The organism is Marinobacter sp. ELB17, from assembly GCF_000169375.1.
Classification (GTDB): Bacteria; Pseudomonadota; Gammaproteobacteria; order Pseudomonadales; family Oleiphilaceae; genus Marinobacter.
Genome location: NZ_AAXY01000016.1, coordinates 56,405 through 72,675, shown reverse-complemented (window position 1 = coordinate 72,675; position 16,271 = coordinate 56,405). Strand labels below are relative to the sequence as shown.

At 49.7% G+C, this 16,271-nt stretch carries 15 protein-coding genes and 3 pseudogenes; 4 read left to right on the top strand and 14 right to left on the bottom strand.

Annotated features, from left to right (window positions below; genetic code table 11):
• The first annotated feature begins 26 nt into the window (after nt 1-26).
• Entirely contained in the window at nt 27-917 is an 891-nt protein-coding gene (locus MELB17_RS15945; protein ID WP_036185132.1) for an amidohydrolase family protein, read from the top strand.
• A 33-nt stretch (nt 918-950) separates the two neighbouring features.
• On the opposite strand, the gene MELB17_RS15940 is transcribed toward MELB17_RS15945, so the two are convergent.
• From MELB17_RS15940 to MELB17_RS15890, 12 genes and pseudogenes are all read right to left on the bottom strand, one after another.
• Nucleotides 951-1,784: a nitrilase-related carbon-nitrogen hydrolase gene (locus MELB17_RS15940; RefSeq protein ID WP_007351331.1), complete on the bottom strand. Its 834-nt coding sequence runs from the start codon at nt 1,782-1,784 to the stop codon at nt 951-953.
• A 97-nt stretch (nt 1,785-1,881) separates the two neighbouring features.
• A complete protein-coding gene (locus tag MELB17_RS15935) occupies nt 1,882-2,775 on the bottom strand; it encodes a glycine betaine ABC transporter substrate-binding protein (RefSeq protein WP_007351330.1) in 894 nt (297 codons plus the stop codon).
• A gap of 113 nt (nt 2,776-2,888) precedes the next feature.
• Nucleotides 2,889-3,620 (bottom strand): ABC transporter permease, encoded by a 732-nt coding sequence (locus MELB17_RS15930; protein ID WP_007351329.1) that lies wholly within the window; start codon nt 3,618-3,620, stop codon nt 2,889-2,891.
• Between the two features lie 33 nt (nt 3,621-3,653).
• The gene (locus MELB17_RS15925) at nt 3,654-4,778 is read right to left on the bottom strand and encodes an ABC transporter ATP-binding protein (protein ID WP_007351328.1); all 1,125 of its coding nucleotides are present in this window, start codon (nt 4,776-4,778) and stop codon (nt 3,654-3,656) included.
• Between the two features lie 34 nt (nt 4,779-4,812).
• Nucleotides 4,813-5,442, bottom strand: coding sequence for an ABC transporter permease (locus MELB17_RS15920; RefSeq protein WP_007351327.1), 630 nt, complete (start codon nt 5,440-5,442; stop codon nt 4,813-4,815).
• Nucleotides 5,443-5,820: 378 nt separating this feature from the next.
• Nucleotides 5,821-6,104 (bottom strand): annotated as a pseudogene (locus MELB17_RS25725) (IS3 family transposase); the annotation flags it as partial.
• A 34-nt stretch (nt 6,105-6,138) separates the two neighbouring features.
• A complete protein-coding gene (locus tag MELB17_RS15915) occupies nt 6,139-7,317 on the bottom strand; it encodes a M24 family metallopeptidase (protein WP_007351326.1) in 1,179 nt (392 codons plus the stop codon).
• Nucleotides 7,318-7,400: 83 nt separating this feature from the next.
• Nucleotides 7,401-8,629, bottom strand: a pseudogene (locus MELB17_RS15910) (TRAP transporter large permease).
• A 110-nt stretch (nt 8,630-8,739) separates the two neighbouring features.
• A complete protein-coding gene (locus MELB17_RS15905; RefSeq protein WP_007351323.1) occupies nt 8,740-9,282 on the bottom strand; it encodes a TRAP transporter small permease in 543 nt (180 codons plus the stop codon).
• Between the two features lie 76 nt (nt 9,283-9,358).
• Complete coding sequence (gene dctP, locus MELB17_RS15900) at nt 9,359-10,411, bottom strand: TRAP transporter substrate-binding protein DctP (RefSeq protein ID WP_007351322.1); 1,053 nt, start codon at nt 10,409-10,411, stop codon at nt 9,359-9,361.
• 63 nt (nt 10,412-10,474) lie between these two features.
• Nucleotides 10,475-11,638 carry a M20 aminoacylase family protein gene (locus tag MELB17_RS15895; RefSeq protein ID WP_007351321.1) on the bottom strand — a complete coding sequence of 388 codons (1,164 nt, stop codon included), beginning with the start codon at nt 11,636-11,638 and terminating at the stop codon, nt 10,475-10,477.
• Nucleotides 11,635-12,450, bottom strand: coding sequence for an Asp/Glu racemase (locus MELB17_RS15890; protein ID WP_050774948.1), 816 nt, complete (start codon nt 12,448-12,450; stop codon nt 11,635-11,637). Before MELB17_RS15890 ends, MELB17_RS15895 begins: the two co-directional genes overlap by 4 nt.
• Before the next feature lie 236 nt (nt 12,451-12,686).
• Here MELB17_RS15890 and MELB17_RS15885 point away from each other — a divergent pair, with 236 nt between their 5' ends.
• On the top strand, nt 12,687-13,163 hold the full coding sequence (locus MELB17_RS15885; RefSeq protein ID WP_198136501.1) for an Lrp/AsnC family transcriptional regulator: 477 nt from the start codon (nt 12,687-12,689) through the stop codon (nt 13,161-13,163).
• Between the two features lie 81 nt (nt 13,164-13,244).
• On the opposite strand, the gene MELB17_RS15880 is transcribed toward MELB17_RS15885, so the two are convergent.
• On the bottom strand, nt 13,245-14,435 hold the full coding sequence (locus MELB17_RS15880; protein ID WP_007351318.1) for a diaminopropionate ammonia-lyase: 1,191 nt from the start codon (nt 14,433-14,435) through the stop codon (nt 13,245-13,247).
• A gap of 264 nt (nt 14,436-14,699) precedes the next feature.
• Here MELB17_RS15880 and MELB17_RS25110 point away from each other — a divergent pair, with 264 nt between their 5' ends.
• The gene (locus tag MELB17_RS25110; protein ID WP_007351317.1) at nt 14,700-14,861 is read left to right on the top strand and encodes a hypothetical protein; all 162 of its coding nucleotides are present in this window, start codon (nt 14,700-14,702) and stop codon (nt 14,859-14,861) included.
• Between the two features lie 580 nt (nt 14,862-15,441).
• Here the strand turns inward: MELB17_RS25110 and MELB17_RS23300 are convergent.
• On the bottom strand, nt 15,442-15,687 hold the full coding sequence (locus MELB17_RS23300; protein WP_050774947.1) for a hypothetical protein: 246 nt from the start codon (nt 15,685-15,687) through the stop codon (nt 15,442-15,444).
• Between the two features lie 84 nt (nt 15,688-15,771).
• On the opposite strand from MELB17_RS23300, the pseudogene MELB17_RS23935 reads away from it, so the two are divergent.
• A pseudogene (locus tag MELB17_RS23935) lies at nt 15,772-16,107 on the top strand (IS66 family transposase zinc-finger binding domain-containing protein); the annotation flags it as partial.
• Nucleotides 16,108-16,271: the final 164 nt, after the last annotated feature.

Genomic DNA, 16,271 nt, shown 5'->3' with positions numbered 1-16,271 from the left:
GCCTGAAAAATGAGCGGATTCTGACCATGACACAGACACCTCCCTTTTGCGCCGCCGCGGATGCCAGCCCCAAAACGCCTCGTTTGGCATTGCCGCCCGGCAGCTGTGATTGCCATGCCCATGTCTTTGGCCCGGCAAGCCAGTATCCGTATATCGACAATCGAACCTACACGCCCCCGGATGCGACTCTGGAAAACTACCTTCAACTGCACCGACGTATTGGTATCGAGCAGGGCGTGCTTGTTCAACCCAGTGTTTACGGCACAGATAATCGTCTTCATATGGAAGCACTGAGCGCCATACGTCGAGCAGGGCTTGATTACCGTGGTGTGTGTGTAGTGGCGCCAGATGTAGCTGAAACCGAACTTGATCGGCTCGATCGCGCGGGATTTTGTGGGGTTCGAATGAATCTGCTATTCCAGGGTGGGATTGACTGGGCGGACGTGACTGCCCTCGCAGTCCGGATCGCGGATCGCGGCTGGCACCTTCAGTTTCTAATCAATGTGGCGGAATCGGTGGATATTCTTGAGCAGATCCCCCAATTACCGGTGCCTGTGGTGATTGATCACATGGGCCACATGAACTGTGACTTGGGCCTCCACAACGAAGGGTTCCAGACGTTGTTGACTCTGCTCCGGAAAAACCTTGTCTGGGTGAAGTTGTCGGGGAGTTATCGTATTAGCGAGGAAGGTGCACCGCCGTACACCGATGTCGTGCCGTTCGCCCGGGCGTTGGTCAACGCTAACCCTGAACGCTGTATCTGGGGATCTGACTGGCCCCATCCTCACTTTTCGGGTGGGATGCCCAACGATGGTGACCTTGTGGATCTCATCTCTGAGTGGGTTCCAGATAGCGAACAGAGTAATGCTGTGCTGGTTCGCAATCCGGCCCGGCTCTATGGCTTTAAATTGCCGTAAGCACCCTGTGCAGTGCAAAGCCTGAACAACCCGTCAATAGTCGGCCAGAAATTTTCGTATCAGGGCAGTATTGGCATCGCGCACCGTGGGCATATCAAAGCGCGCTGTGCCTATGCGTTTCCGGTCAAGTTCTGCGAATATAAGCATTTCCCGGTCATCCGCTTTCGCTAGCACCTCTCCTTTTGGCCCAAGAATGCAGCTACCACCCCAAAAACTTAGTTCTTTTTCCCGGCCAAACCGGTTTGCCAGTAATACGGGGGTTCCATACATCATTGCGTAGAATGATACGTTCGTTACCCAGTTCTGTTCGTTGGAAAAGTCCTCACTCACCACCCCGGACGCAGAATTAATAGGAGCCAGCAAAATCTCCGGCCGTTGCAACATGGCGCAGTGGGTCAGCGCTGGATTCCAGAGATCGGCACAGATCAAACAGGTGGCCTGCCAGCCTGGCTTGATTTCAACGATGTTGAGATCTTGCCCGGAATGGAACCACTTGCCCTCTTCCAGGCCGCCATAGGTCGGTAGATTGATTTTGCGCTGTATGTGCATAACCTTGCCATCCCGTAGATACGCCATGGCGTTAAACAGCTCTCCGGGACGGCCTTCTTCAACAAATCCGGCGACCACGGTTATGCCTACCGCCTCTCGGGCGAGGGCATGTAACACTGGGTCATGGGCGTGCATGGCAATGGCTGGAGCATTGCGGCTAACCTGGTAGCCTGATAATGACAGTTCCGGGAACAGTAATAACTCGGCGCCCTGCTCGCGAGCCTGGGCCACGTAATCACAGTGCAGCGCCAGATTGTGTTTCACTTCCAGTAATTCCGGGTTTATCTGAGCCACCGCAACCCGAATTTTTGAGGTCATGTTTTCCACCTGATACGTTTTTTTGGGTGCTAAAGTGAAAAAACCCTGAGTAAAGCATTGCTCAGGGTTTGGTTGCCTCTGTGACTAGATACGGCTGTCAGATCAGACCATGTTTCTCAAGAAAACTGCGGGCGGCCTTCGCTACGCTTACCCGTTCCACATCCACCTGTGCGTTCATCGCGGACATGGTTTCGTTATCAATAACCCCCGACAGGGCATTGAGCTGTTCGGCGAGTTTCGGGTTGGCAGCAAGTGTGTCGGCCCTGATGACGGGAGTGATGGCATAATCTGGGAAAAACCCCCGATCATCTTTGAGCACGACGAAATCAAATGCCGGAATGCGGCCATCGGTAGCGAATACCAATGCTGAGTCCACTAGTTCTTCTTTCAAAGCGGTATAGGTTAGACCGGAATCCATACGCTTTATCTGGTCTCGCGGCAGGTCAAAGCCATAGGCTTTGGAGAAGGGCCGGTAGCCGTCTTCCCTGGCATACCATTCTGCATTACTGGCCAGCACAAGTTTGGTACCGCTATTAATCACTTCCGCAAAATCACTCAGCGTTTTAATGTTTCGTTTCTTTGCATCTGCGCGGCGCATGGCAAGCGCATACGTATTGTTAGCATCCGATGGGTTCAGCCAGACCAACCCTTTTTCGGCGTCCAGAGACTTGACCCGCTCATAGGTCTGTTCTCGGTCAAGTTTTTCCGTTACGCCATTGTAAACAACCAGCGCAGTGCCGGTGTATTCCCAGTAGACGTCAATCTGGCCATTTTCTTGAGCGGAACGGACAACGGCGCTGCCCATACCAGCACGGCTTTCCACGTCATAGCCTTTGGCGGTCAGATACTGACTGGTAATGGATGTCAGCAATTGCTGTTCGGTGAAATTTTTGCCGCCAACCACGATTTCTTCGGCTGAAGCCGGGGTCATAGCCGCGAAAGATAAGCAGGTCAGAAGACCTGTCAGTGATTTATACCAGCTCTTTTTCATTGTCGATGATCTCCAATTGGTCCAGTGGTCTGGTTTTCGTTATTGGCACGCTCCGGAATGGGCGTTCCTGGCTAAGCCGTTGAACCTGAAGGTCAGGCCGGCAGGTCAGAACTTCAGTTTCGTAATGGGTTCACGCCTCTTGGCACCAGCAGCAGTGCAAGTCCGGCGACAAGAATATCGACGAGGATGGCCAGCATAGCGGTTGGAATGGCACCTGCCAGCATCATTTGGGTATTGAGCAGAGCAATACCGGTGAAAATCAGTTCTCCCAGACCGCCGCCGCCAATCAAAAAAGCCAACGGTACGGTGCCGACGTTGATTGCGAGCGCCGTGCGTACGCCAGCGAACATGACATAGAGGGCGTTTGGAATTTCGACCTTGAGTAACATCTGGGTGGATGACATCCCGATGCCGGCAGCGGCCTCTTTCAGGTGGGCAGGAACGCCAAGCAGGCCAGTGTAGGTATTGCGTACAATTGGTAGCAAAGACGCTATAAACAGGCCAAATATGGCTGGCAACATACCAATGCCTAAGAAGCTCATAGATAAGGCGAGAATGGCCAGTGTCGGGATGGTAGTGCCTACATTCAGGCCCTGCATGGTCCACTCTGACAGATTTCTGAACTTGGGCCTGCTTAGCATAATCCCGAGCGCGATGCCGACAGGAACAGCAAGGCCACCGGAGATGAGCGTTAGCTCAACATGTTGGCGACCGAGATAAACGATGTCATCATAGTAGTACAGAATATCATCAATGAGACCCGTGCGTTGCAGGTAGATGCCCAGCAGCAGAACCGCAAGGTACATCACTCCTCGGCCAATGTTGTTGAACTGAATCGTCTTCATGACAGCACTTTTCACCGGTTGCACCTCTTCGCTTTATTGAACCGCTTTATAGGTCGCGCCCAGGTGGCGGGTAATACCGCGTTGAGTAACACACCCTTCAAGTATGCCCTCGCTGTTTACGCAGGGCAGCCAGGTTGCATCGTGAGTGAACATTTTGGAGGCAACTGTCCGTAGATTGTCTTCAAGTCGAACAACAGAGCGCAGGTTTGCGTAGTGTTTGGAGCAGTCGCCTTGATTTGCCTGTGCAACGCTACGAGAGATATAACCGACGGGTCGCCTGGCGTCATCCACGAGGATAATTGCTCTTTCGTAACCGGCGTCATCCATTTTGACCAAGGCTTGGGACAACGAATCGTTCATTTTTACAACCGCTGTCTCGGTTTCCAAAACCTCCTCTACTGTGACCAGTTGCAGCCTTTTAAGCGCCCGGTCAGAGCCAACAAATCCTTTTACGAAGTCGTTCTTTGGATGCGACAACAAATCGTCAGGGGTGTCGTATTGGACCAGCTTGCCTTCTCGAAAAATCGCAATTCGACTGGCCATTTTTACCGCTTCATCGATATCGTGACTAACAAACATGATTGTCTTTTTGAGTAGCCGTTGAAGCTTCAGGAATTCGTCCTGAATAACTTCGCGATTTATAGGATCAATGGCACCGAACGGCTCATCCATCAGCATTACCGGCGGGTCTGCCGCAAGGGCACGAATGACCCCAATTCGCTGTTGTTGACCCCCGGAGAGTTCATTCGGATAGCGCTTGAGAAAGGTGCCAGGGTCCATGCCCACCATTTCGAGCAGTTCGGACGCCCGCTTGGTGTAACGTTTTTTGTTCCAGCCAATGAGTTTGGGTACGATGCTGATATTTTCTGCAATGGTCATGTTGGGAAACAAACCAATTTGCTGAATTACATAACCGATATTGCGGCGCAGGGTCACAGTATCCTGCTGCGTTGTGTCTTCACCATTGATCAACACACGCCCTGAAGTCGGGGTGACGATGCGATTAACCATCTTGAGTGTGGTGGTTTTGCCACAGCCAGAAGGACCAAGCAGGACACAAATTTCGCCTTCTGGAACCTGCATTGTAATGTGATCGGCTGCGGTAACAACGCCTTGCTTGGTATCGAATATCTTGGTGAGATTTTCAATGTTAATCATGTTTACCGTCTCATCTGTTCTTGTTGTATCGAATTTATGACTGCAAACCCTTCGGCGTAAGACGCTTCTGCAGCGCAAGAAGAAGCGTATCAGCCACGATGGCAAGCAGGCTGACAGCAATGGCTCCGACGATTAGTTGGCGGGGATCACTTTGGGAAATTCCCCGACTGATAAGAACCCCCAGCCCACCGGCACCTATGTACGCAGCAATCGCCATGACGCCAATATTCATCACCACTGCGGTACGCACACCAGCCATAATAATGGGTACGGATAAGGGTATCTCCACTAACCGTAGCCGTTGCATCGACGTCATGCCGATACCCCTGGCCGCTTCCCGTAATCCCGGACTGACATTATTGATAGCCGTGTAGGTGTTACGAATAATGGGCAACTGGGAATACAATAAAACTGCAATAACGGCTGGGACATAACCAATGCCGTGACCAATAACGGACAGAACTGGAATCATGATCCCGAACAAGGCGATGGAGGGAATGGTGATGATAATAGACGCGGTATACAGAACGACCCGGGCGATCCGTTCATTTTGGGTAATAGCGATGCCAATAGGAACTCCCATAAGGCAGGCCAGCCCAACGGCGACAACGACCAGCGCTATATGTTCCAAGGTCAGTTGCGCTAGCAGCGAAAGGTTGGACATAACATAAGTTATTATTTCCAATGCAGTTCTCTCTATATTCAGCGGTTTGAGGTTTTATTTTTTTAAGGGCTAAACCAACATTGTGCGGCGACGATACACCATGACAATGGGATGATAATGTAAAATTTTCGACATTAACTGGCCCATTAACGACATAATTGATTCATGCGCCTATTCCCTAGGGAAACGCTGACCAGTGGACGAAAGACGGCAACTAATTGCAATCCAACCAAATTCGGCCTGAAAAACAATCTATTTTCTCGGTCAGCATCTATTAGTTCAATTTTGACGACAAAATCGCCGCTTTTTTGCCTATATGTTGCTTTTAAGGCGCACTTTAGGCACATGGAGACGGATTTAGCCTACGGGCCAGTACAAGATTGGCCAAGCCACGATTTTGCGGCTGTAGGTGTCCATGATCAGGTACAGATACCCGTGCTGACCGCGCACCTCTGAGGGGCAATAACAGATGTCTCAGTTCATACCTGGTTCGGGCCTGTGGCGGTAAAGATGGTGGGCTCAGGGACCTTGCGCGGCGGCTTCATGCGGCCCCGATGATTCAATTGCTGGTGCTTTTTGAGCACTCGGTAGAACGAGAATTCAGACGCCAGATAAAGCCCTTTATCAGCTAGTCGAGGCACGATCCGGGACGGTGGCAAGCTCTGGTGATAAGAGTCACCGCTCCAATCCACGAATTCAACCAATAATAGGCAAATTTCTCCAAGCCCGCTTGTGCAACAACTCGCAACCATTTTCAGTTATCAGAATATTATCCTCATGCACCATCATTTTTCCTGGTGCATAGGTCATACCCGGTTCCAATGTGAGAATCATACCGGCTTGCAATTCCACATCACCATTTGGCACATTTGAGGGCCACTCTGTCAACTGCATACCCAAACCATGACCCATACGGCCAACATCATTACCTAAAGCCCCAGCTTTCTCCAGCACCGACCACATCGCCTGCCAGACTTCGCCAGTAGTCCTTCCCGGTGCAGCGATACGTAAGCCCGCCTCCGTGGAGTTATATACTGCATCATAAGCATCAACAGTTAACCCATCGACATGACCAAAGGCGTAATTGCGATCGAAGTCACTGAAATACCCGTCAAAATTAGCGCCCGTATCAATTATCAACACATCGCCGCTACCTAGTTTACGATCTGTTGGACCCATGATGATGTTGTCATACCCGCTCTGTCCCGAAGCCGAAATCAAATATGGGCACGCATCTGCGCCCAACCGCAGCATTTCCAGGTGCATTGCCTTGCACGCTTCCCGCTCTGTCATGCCCAGTTGCAGATGCTCCAACAGAAAATCAAACCCTGCAGCCGTTACTTCGCAGGCAAAGCGAATTTTGGCGATTTCCGCTTCAGATTTAACACTGCGTAACGCCCGGATAATTAGCGAAACGTCCACCCAAAAATGCTGCCTCAGTTCCTCTTGCAGCAACGCGAAGTTTGCTGCGGGCATGCGTAAATGGGTTTCAGGCCCCATCATTGCCCCGATACAGCCGCTACCCTTGGCACACGAAGACAGCGTATCGGCCAACAACGAAATCCCGTCATCCTCCGGCCGCGGTGATGGCCAGCTGCGCACATCCTCGATCCAAGTTTGGCGCAGGCCGGCCGCACCTATCTCCGGCACGACCGCGATCGGCTTGCCACTCACAGGGATCACCAAAAACCATGGTCGGGTCGGACTCTCCCAGAACTGTGACCTAAAACCGCTAAAATAACGGAATTCAGGTTCCGTGGTAAAAAACACGACGTCGATATTCTGCTCAGCCATATGAGCCTGCAATGCCTCTGTGCGAGTTTTGAACTCCACAGTCTCAAATCCGCGTGATGGTGCAATCAAAGTATCAGTCATTTTCGCTACTCTCGTTGTTCTGGCCTATGGCCTACGGTAAACAATTACAGATACCACTAAAGCGGGCCCGCATAGCCGTGATATTAGTTGAACGCCAAATCTCTCAAAGATAAGGCAACGCCCGGGAAGAAAATTAGTATTGCCGTCATAGCAAACAGAATGAGAATAAATGGTAGCGTGCCGCGAATTACGTCCATATAAGGCCGATTGAAAATTGCTATAGCAGTAAAGATATCGCAACCAAAAGGAGGAGTAGCGGATCCAATTGCCATCTGCAAAGTAACCATAACACCAACGAGCACTGGATCTAGGCCCACGCTTGCAACTATTGGCACAAAAATGGGCGTCAAGATCAGCAACACGACTAATGAGTCAACAAACATACAGCCAACGAAGAAGGCTAGTGCAATGACAAACAACACAAACTCTGGAGACGCATTCTCTAGACTTAAAGGCGCCAGCAATTCCTGCGGAATCTGCTCGAAAGAGATATACCAGGAAAAGATTGGCCGATTCCCACCAAAATAAACACCACTGCCGTAATCAGGCCCGTGCTCAAAGCGGAGTCCATCAAGTCTTTGATCTTAAGCTGGCGATAGATAACACACTCAACCAACACCGCATACAGTACGGCAAAGGCAGCGGCCTCAGTAGGCGTCATAATACCGGAGTAGATACCGCCGACGATCAGTACGGGAAAACCCAGCGGTAAAATCGATTTCTTAAGCGCTAGTAGCCTCTCTGCCCAATCCGTTTTCTCCACCAAAGCAATGTCGTCAGAATGCTTAATACTGTAAAAATAGCAATAAACCGAAAACATCAGCGCCAACAGCAAACCGGGACCAATACCTGCAACGAAAAGCTCGCCCACACTCGTATTAGCCAAGGTACCATACAAGATTAGACCAATGCTGGGCGGGATCAGGAAGGCAATATCACTGGCATTAATAATCAACGCCATAACAAAACTGTCTTTATACCCCGCCTGCAGCAATTTGGGCCGCATGATTTTGCCGACTGACACCACGGTGGCCTGAGTAGAGCCAGACACCGAACCGAACAGAGTACAACTGATACAGGTAGTAATCGGCAGACCACCGCGCATGTGGCCTACAAAAGACTGAACTAGGCCAAGCAGGTTATGTGCCGTATGGCCACGAGTCATAATATCCGCCGCCAATATGAACATGGGAACAGCAATCAGCGCGTTGGGTGATATCCCAGTCACCATCTGTTGAATAATCACTTGAGGATCAGTGGCAGAAAAATGAACCAAGCCGATCAAAGCCGCGACAGCCAGCGGCACTACCATCGGAAAACTCATGAACAGCAAAATCACCATCACAGTCACAAGCGTGAATGTAATGACGTATATGTCCAGAGTACCCGCAACGATATCCGCAAAAAACTGGGCAGCCGAATTCATATCCCACCCACTTCTGGGTCTATATTACTTTCGATAATTTCATAGGACAGGTAAATATCGCTGTGTGTGAGGTTCATGATCAGACTAATAAAATACTGGATTCCCGCCATTGCAAGGCCCAGAGGAATGATCGAGTAAATCAGATAAACCGGAATCTGCAACGCTGGGCTTAGGCGATTAATCTCCTTTAGCTCCAGAACATAATTAAAAGCGAGGTAAGCCAAAAAAAACATAAGTGTCGCCGTGACAGCCGCGATCAATATCGAAATTATTTTTTTGGCTGAATGATTGAGAACGTCGTAGACGGCCGTCATTCGTATATTGCGCCCCTTACGCACGGCATAAGCGAATCCAATAAACGTAACAGACACGATTAAAAACTGATTGAGTTCCTCAGCAAAGAAGATGCTCTGATTAAAAAAATAGCGACCGATTGCGTTGGCAGTAGAATTCAGCATCATGAAAACAATAGAAAAACAGATGACATATTTTTCAATCTTTTCGGTAATAAAGCTGATTTTGCTAAGCAGGTATTTCATTACTTAACCCCCAAACCACCAGTCCTTTGGTGGCTATCTTCGTTGAATAAATGGTTAATGATGCCCCTCTAATACATTAGGATTTTTTGGCCTCTTCAACTTCTTCAAACAACCTCTGCAGAATATTACGAGCACCTTCACGAGCCGCTTCTTTGTCGCTATCTTCGTAAGCATTTTCAACAACGTCGTAGTAAGTTTCATGCAACTTCTCTGCAAGCACCTCGAAGCGACTGCGCTCTTCTTCGTTCAACATCACAACGGTCATCGAAGGGCGTTCTTCGAGAATGCGATCCATACTTTCTTGGTTGATGCGAATCTGATAATCAAACGCGGCTTGCTCAGCCTCTGTGACAGCTTTTTTAATCATCAACTGCTTTTCGGCGCTGAGGCTTTTAAACCAGTCATTGTTGGTAGATACGGTAGCAACATAAGGCTGCTGGCCCGGGAAGATAAGGTGAGTCTGCACCTCATGCCACTTGGCGTTATAGATGAAGTACATAGGATTGACCATGCCGTCAATGGTGCCTAATTGCAGGGATCCGTATACCTCGCCCCATGAAAGCGGCGTTGGCGTAGCACCAAATACTCTATAGGTTTCTACCGGGATAGTTGAGGTAAAAGTACGGATCTTGTGGTTAGCAAAATCTTCCGGGCTGCGTATAGGCTTGTTCGCGCCCCAAACCATCTCACCTTCTGAAAGCATGGACAACAGCTTCAAGTTTACATCCTCAAACTTCTCCGACAGATCTCCGTAAATGGTTTTACTACTCGTCAGTACTTCGCGAATAACCTGTTCATCCGTTCCTAACAAATACGGAAGGCTAAGTGCCTGCACCTCAGGCACGTAAGAGCCAAGATGGCCCGTGCCAACAGAGACGAATTGAATTGTGCCGTTAGCGGCTAGTTCGACAATGTCGTTTTCAGTGCCCAGCTGGCCGTAGTAATAAATTCTGACTTTGATGTCACCGTCTGACTCCTGTTTGATAACATCAGCAAACTTTTTAGCATATATTGCCTGAACGTCGCCTTTATCTTCTTCACTAGCGAACTTCCAGGTTTCTGCCTGAACGGCACTAACGTTTCCTAGGCTAATACCCAGAGTGACAAGGAGTACGAATAACTTTTTCATATAACCGCCTTTGTATTTTTTATGTTACAGGTTTGAAAAATTTCCACGTTCAACTGAGTCTATCTATTCGAGAACATTACCAACCAGCGTGACCCAATAAGCCGCCCCATGTTTCAAAATATCGTCATTAAAATCGTATTTTGGATTATGGAGTGCACAACCTCCTCTTGATTCAACTCCATTGCCCAACAGCCCGTAAGCACCGGGTTTAACCCTTAACATGCTTGAAAAATCTTCTGAAATCGTGAAAGGTTCACAGTTAGCATTCACCTGTTCAGCCCCCAGAGCCTGCGTTGCCGCAGCTACAGCAAGACCCGTCTCGTATTCACTATTAATAGTGGGATAGAAGGTATTGATGAACTCAAACTCGTAGCTTGCTCCTGCCGCCTGACAAATACCGGCGACGATTTGCTCCATACGTTTTTCAATTTGTGCCAGCGTGTCTTCAGTAAAGCAGCGACAGTCACCTTTAATCACAACCTCAGAAGGGATGACATTAACGGTTCCATTGGTTATGAACTCTGTAGCAGATACAACCGCTGTGTCGCGGATGGCATTTAAACTGCGAGAAACAATAGTTTGTAATCCTAATATCACCTGTGAGCCGACCACAATTGGGTCTACGCCAGTGTGAGGCATAGCTGCGTGACCGCCGATTCCTTGGATCCGGATCTGAAAACTGCTTTCACTTGCCATCAGTGAGCCGGAACGAATCAGGAAGTGACCCGCCGGTAGACCTGGGAGATTGTGCAGACCATAAACAGCATCAATGTCGAAACGCTCAAACAAACCATCATTGATCATCGCCTGAGCGCCGCAACCGTGCTCTTCATCTGGCTGAAAAATAAAATAGACTGTGCCATTAAAGTTGCGGTGCTGGGCCAGATAGCAGGCGGCACCTAATAACATTGCGGAATGTCCGTCGTGCCCGCAGGCATGCATCTTGCCATGATGGCGCGAACAGTGGTCGAAAGTGTTCTGTTCCTTAATTTGAAGCGCGTCCATGTCAGCACGCAGGCCGACACTCGCCTTGCCATCCCCGTTTTTTAGGATCCCGACGAGACCAACCTGTCCAATGCCGCGCACTACTTCAATTCCCCAAGAGGTCAGTTTTTCTGCAATAAACTCTGCCGTCTGGTTTACCTCGAAACCACATTCGGGAAAGGTGTGAATATGACGTCGCCATTCGGTCATGGCTGTTATCAAATTGGTGTCAAATTTGATCATGAGGAGACCTCCAACGGCGGCGTATGCGCCGCAAAATGATTGCAATCGGGTGTAGGGGAAAGATGACAGGACAGTAAATGACCGTAGCCGGACACTGCACTCGAGTACTGCAGTAAACGCAGGCTGTGCCATGCCAATAACTGATTACTGGTAATCACAGGTTTTCCCAGCTGTCGTTCGATACGCTCAACAAGTTGGGCGCTACGCAACGCGGTACATGAGATAAACAACAAATCGGAATCAGGATCGCAGGCTTGGATCGCCGCTTCTTCAATGTCTCGCGGGCTAATGAAGGTCATGGCTGTGTCGTCTTCAAATCCGAAGCCAGCGATGTTGAGCACCTCGCAGTCAGAACGCGAAAACACTCGTATCACGTCCTCGTTAACGGCTTGGGTGTAGGGCGTAAGGATCGAAATTCGCTTAGAATTTAGTTCAGTGAACGCAGCGAAAGCCGCCGTGACAGGATTAGTAACGATTACTCCCGGCCGGACCGCATGAACTAATTCTGTTACCCGCTCGCTGCCTATGGCTACTGTGCCGGAAGTGCACGCGTAAATAACAACATCTAGCGATGTGCCAGGCAGAATGGCATCAGCGGCAGCGCTTATACCCGGCGCCATGATGCGCAGATTTTCGATTGTTAGCGGGTTATAATTGCGCACCCGGCTGGTGAACATTTCTACTCCACTAGGGTATATGCGCCGCAAGTCCTGCTCAATATTGAAGTCTGTCGCAAGAGTAATGACGCCAACCCGACCTAGTGGGGCCAAGTGATCCATTGCATAACGCGGTGATAATGTCTCTATTTTCATTATTTTATTCTCACGCGCCCTATTGGGCTTATGGCTTTGATGCTAGTGCCCGATTAGCTACAACAATGCTACGCAACTGATTTGCAGGAATTCACACAATTTGCACCCGAGGATGAGGAAAATATGCAAATCCACGTATATATGTGTTTTCATCACACCTCTCACTTACCAGAATTCATAGAGCACGTGCCGCACTAGCACTTATTACGCAGACCCAAGCAATGCAGGCATCCAACATGAGCTCAATCGACAATTTTGACCGCAACATCCTCAGGATCATGCAAGGTTCAAACCGCACCACCTCTGACCAGATAGCCGAACAAGTTGGTTTATCACCAGCTGCTGTTCAGCGCCGAGTCAAACGAATGCGTGAACAGCAAATTATCAGCGCCGATGTATCATGTGTGAACGCTAAGGCGCTCGGCCGAAATGTAACGTTGATCGTACAGGTCAGCTTGGAGCGCGAACGTTCTGATCTAATGGATTTGTTCAAGAAGGAAATGAAAAAACGGGAGGAGGTACAGCAGTGTTACTACGTGACGGGTAGTGCTGATTTCATACTCGTAGTGACCGCCTTCGATATGGAAGATTATGAGCGATTCACCAGCGACGCATTTTTCGAAAATACTAACGTGCGCAGTTTCCAGACGCACGTTGTTATGGACCCGGTAAAGGTCGGCTTAACCGTACCGGTAGAAGAAAAAAAGGATTAGAACGCACGCTAGAAACAGCACATGCTTGAAAACGCGTAAAAATAGGCGGTCACTAGGCCGCCTATTCAAGACTAATGGGGCTCATCCAACTAACTGTTGATATAGCTCGGGGTCAGTCGCACCCTCAGTACCCAGCACCAAGACCGTACTATCACGATCCAACCCAAGTGCCGCCGAAAATTCGCCGCTCTGACGCGCGCGAATCGCCGCTGCTAGTCCCGGTACCGCTGATTCGCCAGCCTCTACGGCTTGGTCGTGACGATAGCCCTTAGCCAGCATGCGCATCGTCAACGGTATCGCATCCTCGCTCAGGGTCATAAAATCATTGGCACCGGTTTCAAGAATTTTCCATGCAAGTAGCGAGACTTCGCCACATGCCAGCCCAGCCATCAACGTTTCCAGATCCCCTTCCACAACTACAGGCTCGCCTGCACGGGCACTTTGTTGCAGGCAGTTCGCTTTTTCAGGCTCAACCACGACAAAGCGCGGGCGCTTTTCACCCCACAAATCCCAAAAATAACCGAATACGGCCGCTGCCAAACCACCAACACCGCCCTGAATAAAGACGTGGGTTGGGATTTCTCCATCCAATTGCTCGACGATCTCAGCCAGCATCACGGTATAGCCCAGACCCACATCCTTGGGAATTTCCATGTAGCCTTCATAACTCGTATCAGAGACGATAATGCGACCATGTGCCTTAGCATCTGCATCCGCTTGGCGTACAGATTCGTCATAATTCCCGCTAATACGGATGACTTCTGCATCATATGCTTCCATTGCCTGCTTTCGGCCTTCAGTTACATCGCGATGGACATAAATCACACACCCGCAGCCAAACATCTGCGCGCCCCAAGCCACGGATCGGCCATGATTGCCATCTGTCGCGCAACTCACCACTATTTCCGCCACTTCGGTTTTCCAACAACCCTTTAGCAAATCAGCAATATCTGGACGGGTGCCCGTTTTTTGCTCCAGTGCCAACTGCAACTGACGCGCCACTGCGTAGGCTCCACCCAGTGCCTTGAAGCTCTTCAAATCGAAGCGACGGGATTCATCCTTATACCAGATACACGCTAAATCGACATCAGCCGCCAGAGACTCGAATGAATACAAAGGCGTTACCGCGTAACCTGGCCAAGTTTTGATATCGCGAATCGCATCACCACTTGCCGCCACGCAGAGCACATCCTTTTGGCTCTGGCTATAGGCAAGCTTGGTGTCGGCCTTCGGATTAGCGAAATGAGTCAGTCTTCCTGTGAGGTCTAGCATAGCTGTTGATGCCTTCTTTATTATTGGCAGGATTGACCAGCTGCGCTGAAGCGCTATCGCTACTCCTCTGAAAGAGCCGCAAAGCCAATCCTGTTCCGAAATGAGGTTGCTCACCAGTGTGAGAGCACGTGACTGACCATGCAGCGCAACCATAATCACGTTTGTCGTGATAAGGGGCTATGTTGACTCAGCTATAACTAGTTTAAGCAACGGATGAGCGGCTGTTCCGCGTATTGTCGCAAGCTGCTGAGGAAAAGCACCACAATGGAAATGATCATCGCGGGAACCCTGCATCACCCGGGCAAGGTCATAGCCTTCCATAACATGCTGGGTGTTATAGACAACAACCACGAAAGGCCGGAACTGGCTCTGAATTGTGTTGAAGAACCGCTCGCAGATCGCTCCCGCGCGACTACGCTATTCTGATCGTTAGTGTGAAAGAAATACCGAAACTGCTTCAGTGCGGGCACTGCCGATTCTGTGGCAGTGGGATATCGTGCTTTAAAAAGGCCAACAGCTTTGTCCTTCGCCGCTGTTAACTGCCCCTTTTCATTGGTCAGATAAAAGCCATCGAGCACCATGCGAAACAGCTCCGCATTTATAGTAGTCCGGCGCTAACGCATTTGGTGCTATTCCCCTCCGCCGATAACGGCGAAGTTGACGATTGATGTAAAGCTTTTACTTATCATTAGATATTAGGAGCTGGCTTTCTCGCTGTCTACATCTATCAGCATTAAGTCGCTCAGGTGCTCGAGAACGACTCTGTAACGTCTATTTGTATCAGGATCGCTGAAAACTCGATTAAGAAGCATTATTCACCCCGGGGTCTGGTCCATATTGGTCATCGAGCTGTGCGCACACCCGTGTCACCTTGGTTTGGGGGTGAAGCTTCAGCCGGCACTTCCCTCTGTGTGAGAAGTCTTCACTCGACCCCGCGAGCTTCCCGGAACGTTTTTTCAATTGGGAGTTTTTCGATAACTCTTAACTTTGCTAGTTCTGATGAGGGTTAGACGGCAATCGCCAGTTGCTTACCCGAAAACAGGTCGATCAAAAGATCGGTTGAAACGACGGTCAGAAGGCCACGAACCTGAGGATGACGAATACCCAAGCGAGTACAGATATTGTCAGCGGACATTAAAGTTTGATAAAAAAATCGCTTTAAATATAGATTTTTGGCCATTTTTGGAGGTGAAGTTTGATAATTTTTAAAGTTTACAATCATAATTTTTTGATACTGTGTGTTTTTTGACAAAGTCGCACCGCGATGGCGGCCTATGTCGTTGATCTCTGACTTTCAATACCGTAAATGCAGCGCGACAATTAACTTGGCCGGTCCGTTGCCGCCATCGAAGCCGAACTGGCACAGCTAACGGCCATAAAAGCACCTGCCCAACCTAAAAAACAGCCGAAACGCGCACCGCTACCGCCTGAACTTCCCCGCAGCCTGATCCGCCACGAGCCTTAGAACATCCAGTGTTGCTGCGGCTGCCAGCTTAAGCGGGTGGGGGAAGACATCAGCGAAAAACTGGATTACGTCCCCGGCGAGTTCACGGTGGAGCGCCGTATCCGAGGCAAGAGGGCCTGCGAACAGTGCGAAACCCTGATCCAGGCTCCGGTGCCAGCCCAAGTCATTAATAAAGGCGTCCCCACCGCTAGACTGCTAGCGCAAGTTTAGACATTGATGACGACCATGCTTTTCCTGTAACCCTGACGTATTAATCCACTCCTGTCACGCTGGTCATGACGTTCAAACTGATAACTACACATTCTGTTTTGCAACAACTCATTGTCTTACAAAATTCAATGTAACTGTCGTTAACCCCAGTACTCGCTTTA

Coding starts and splice junctions, on each gene's coding strand:
- MELB17_RS15945 (WP_036185132.1), top strand. CDS start 27: ATGACACAGACACCTCCCTTTTGCGCCGCCGCGGATGCCAGCCCCAAA.
- MELB17_RS15940 (WP_007351331.1), bottom strand. CDS start 1,784: ATGACCTCAAAAATTCGGGTTGCGGTGGCTCAGATAAACCCGGAATTA.
- MELB17_RS15935 (WP_007351330.1), bottom strand. CDS start 2,775: ATGAAAAAGAGCTGGTATAAATCACTGACAGGTCTTCTGACCTGCTTA.
- MELB17_RS15930 (WP_007351329.1), bottom strand. CDS start 3,620: ATGAAGACGATTCAGTTCAACAACATTGGCCGAGGAGTGATGTACCTT.
- MELB17_RS15925 (WP_007351328.1), bottom strand. CDS start 4,778: ATGATTAACATTGAAAATCTCACCAAGATATTCGATACCAAGCAAGGC.
- MELB17_RS15920 (WP_007351327.1), bottom strand. CDS start 5,442: ATGTCCAACCTTTCGCTGCTAGCGCAACTGACCTTGGAACATATAGCG.
- MELB17_RS15915 (WP_007351326.1), bottom strand. CDS start 7,317: ATGACTGATACTTTGATTGCACCATCACGCGGATTTGAGACTGTGGAG.
- MELB17_RS15905 (WP_007351323.1), bottom strand. CDS start 9,282: ATGAAATACCTGCTTAGCAAAATCAGCTTTATTACCGAAAAGATTGAA.
- dctP (WP_007351322.1), bottom strand. CDS start 10,411: ATGAAAAAGTTATTCGTACTCCTTGTCACTCTGGGTATTAGCCTAGGA.
- MELB17_RS15895 (WP_007351321.1), bottom strand. CDS start 11,638: ATGATCAAATTTGACACCAATTTGATAACAGCCATGACCGAATGGCGA.
- MELB17_RS15890 (WP_050774948.1), bottom strand. CDS start 12,450: ATGAAAATAGAGACATTATCACCGCGTTATGCAATGGATCACTTGGCC.
- MELB17_RS15885 (WP_198136501.1), top strand. CDS start 12,687: ATGAGCTCAATCGACAATTTTGACCGCAACATCCTCAGGATCATGCAA.
- MELB17_RS15880 (WP_007351318.1), bottom strand. CDS start 14,435: ATGCTAGACCTCACAGGAAGACTGACTCATTTCGCTAATCCGAAGGCC.
- MELB17_RS25110 (WP_007351317.1), top strand. CDS start 14,700: ATGGAAATGATCATCGCGGGAACCCTGCATCACCCGGGCAAGGTCATA.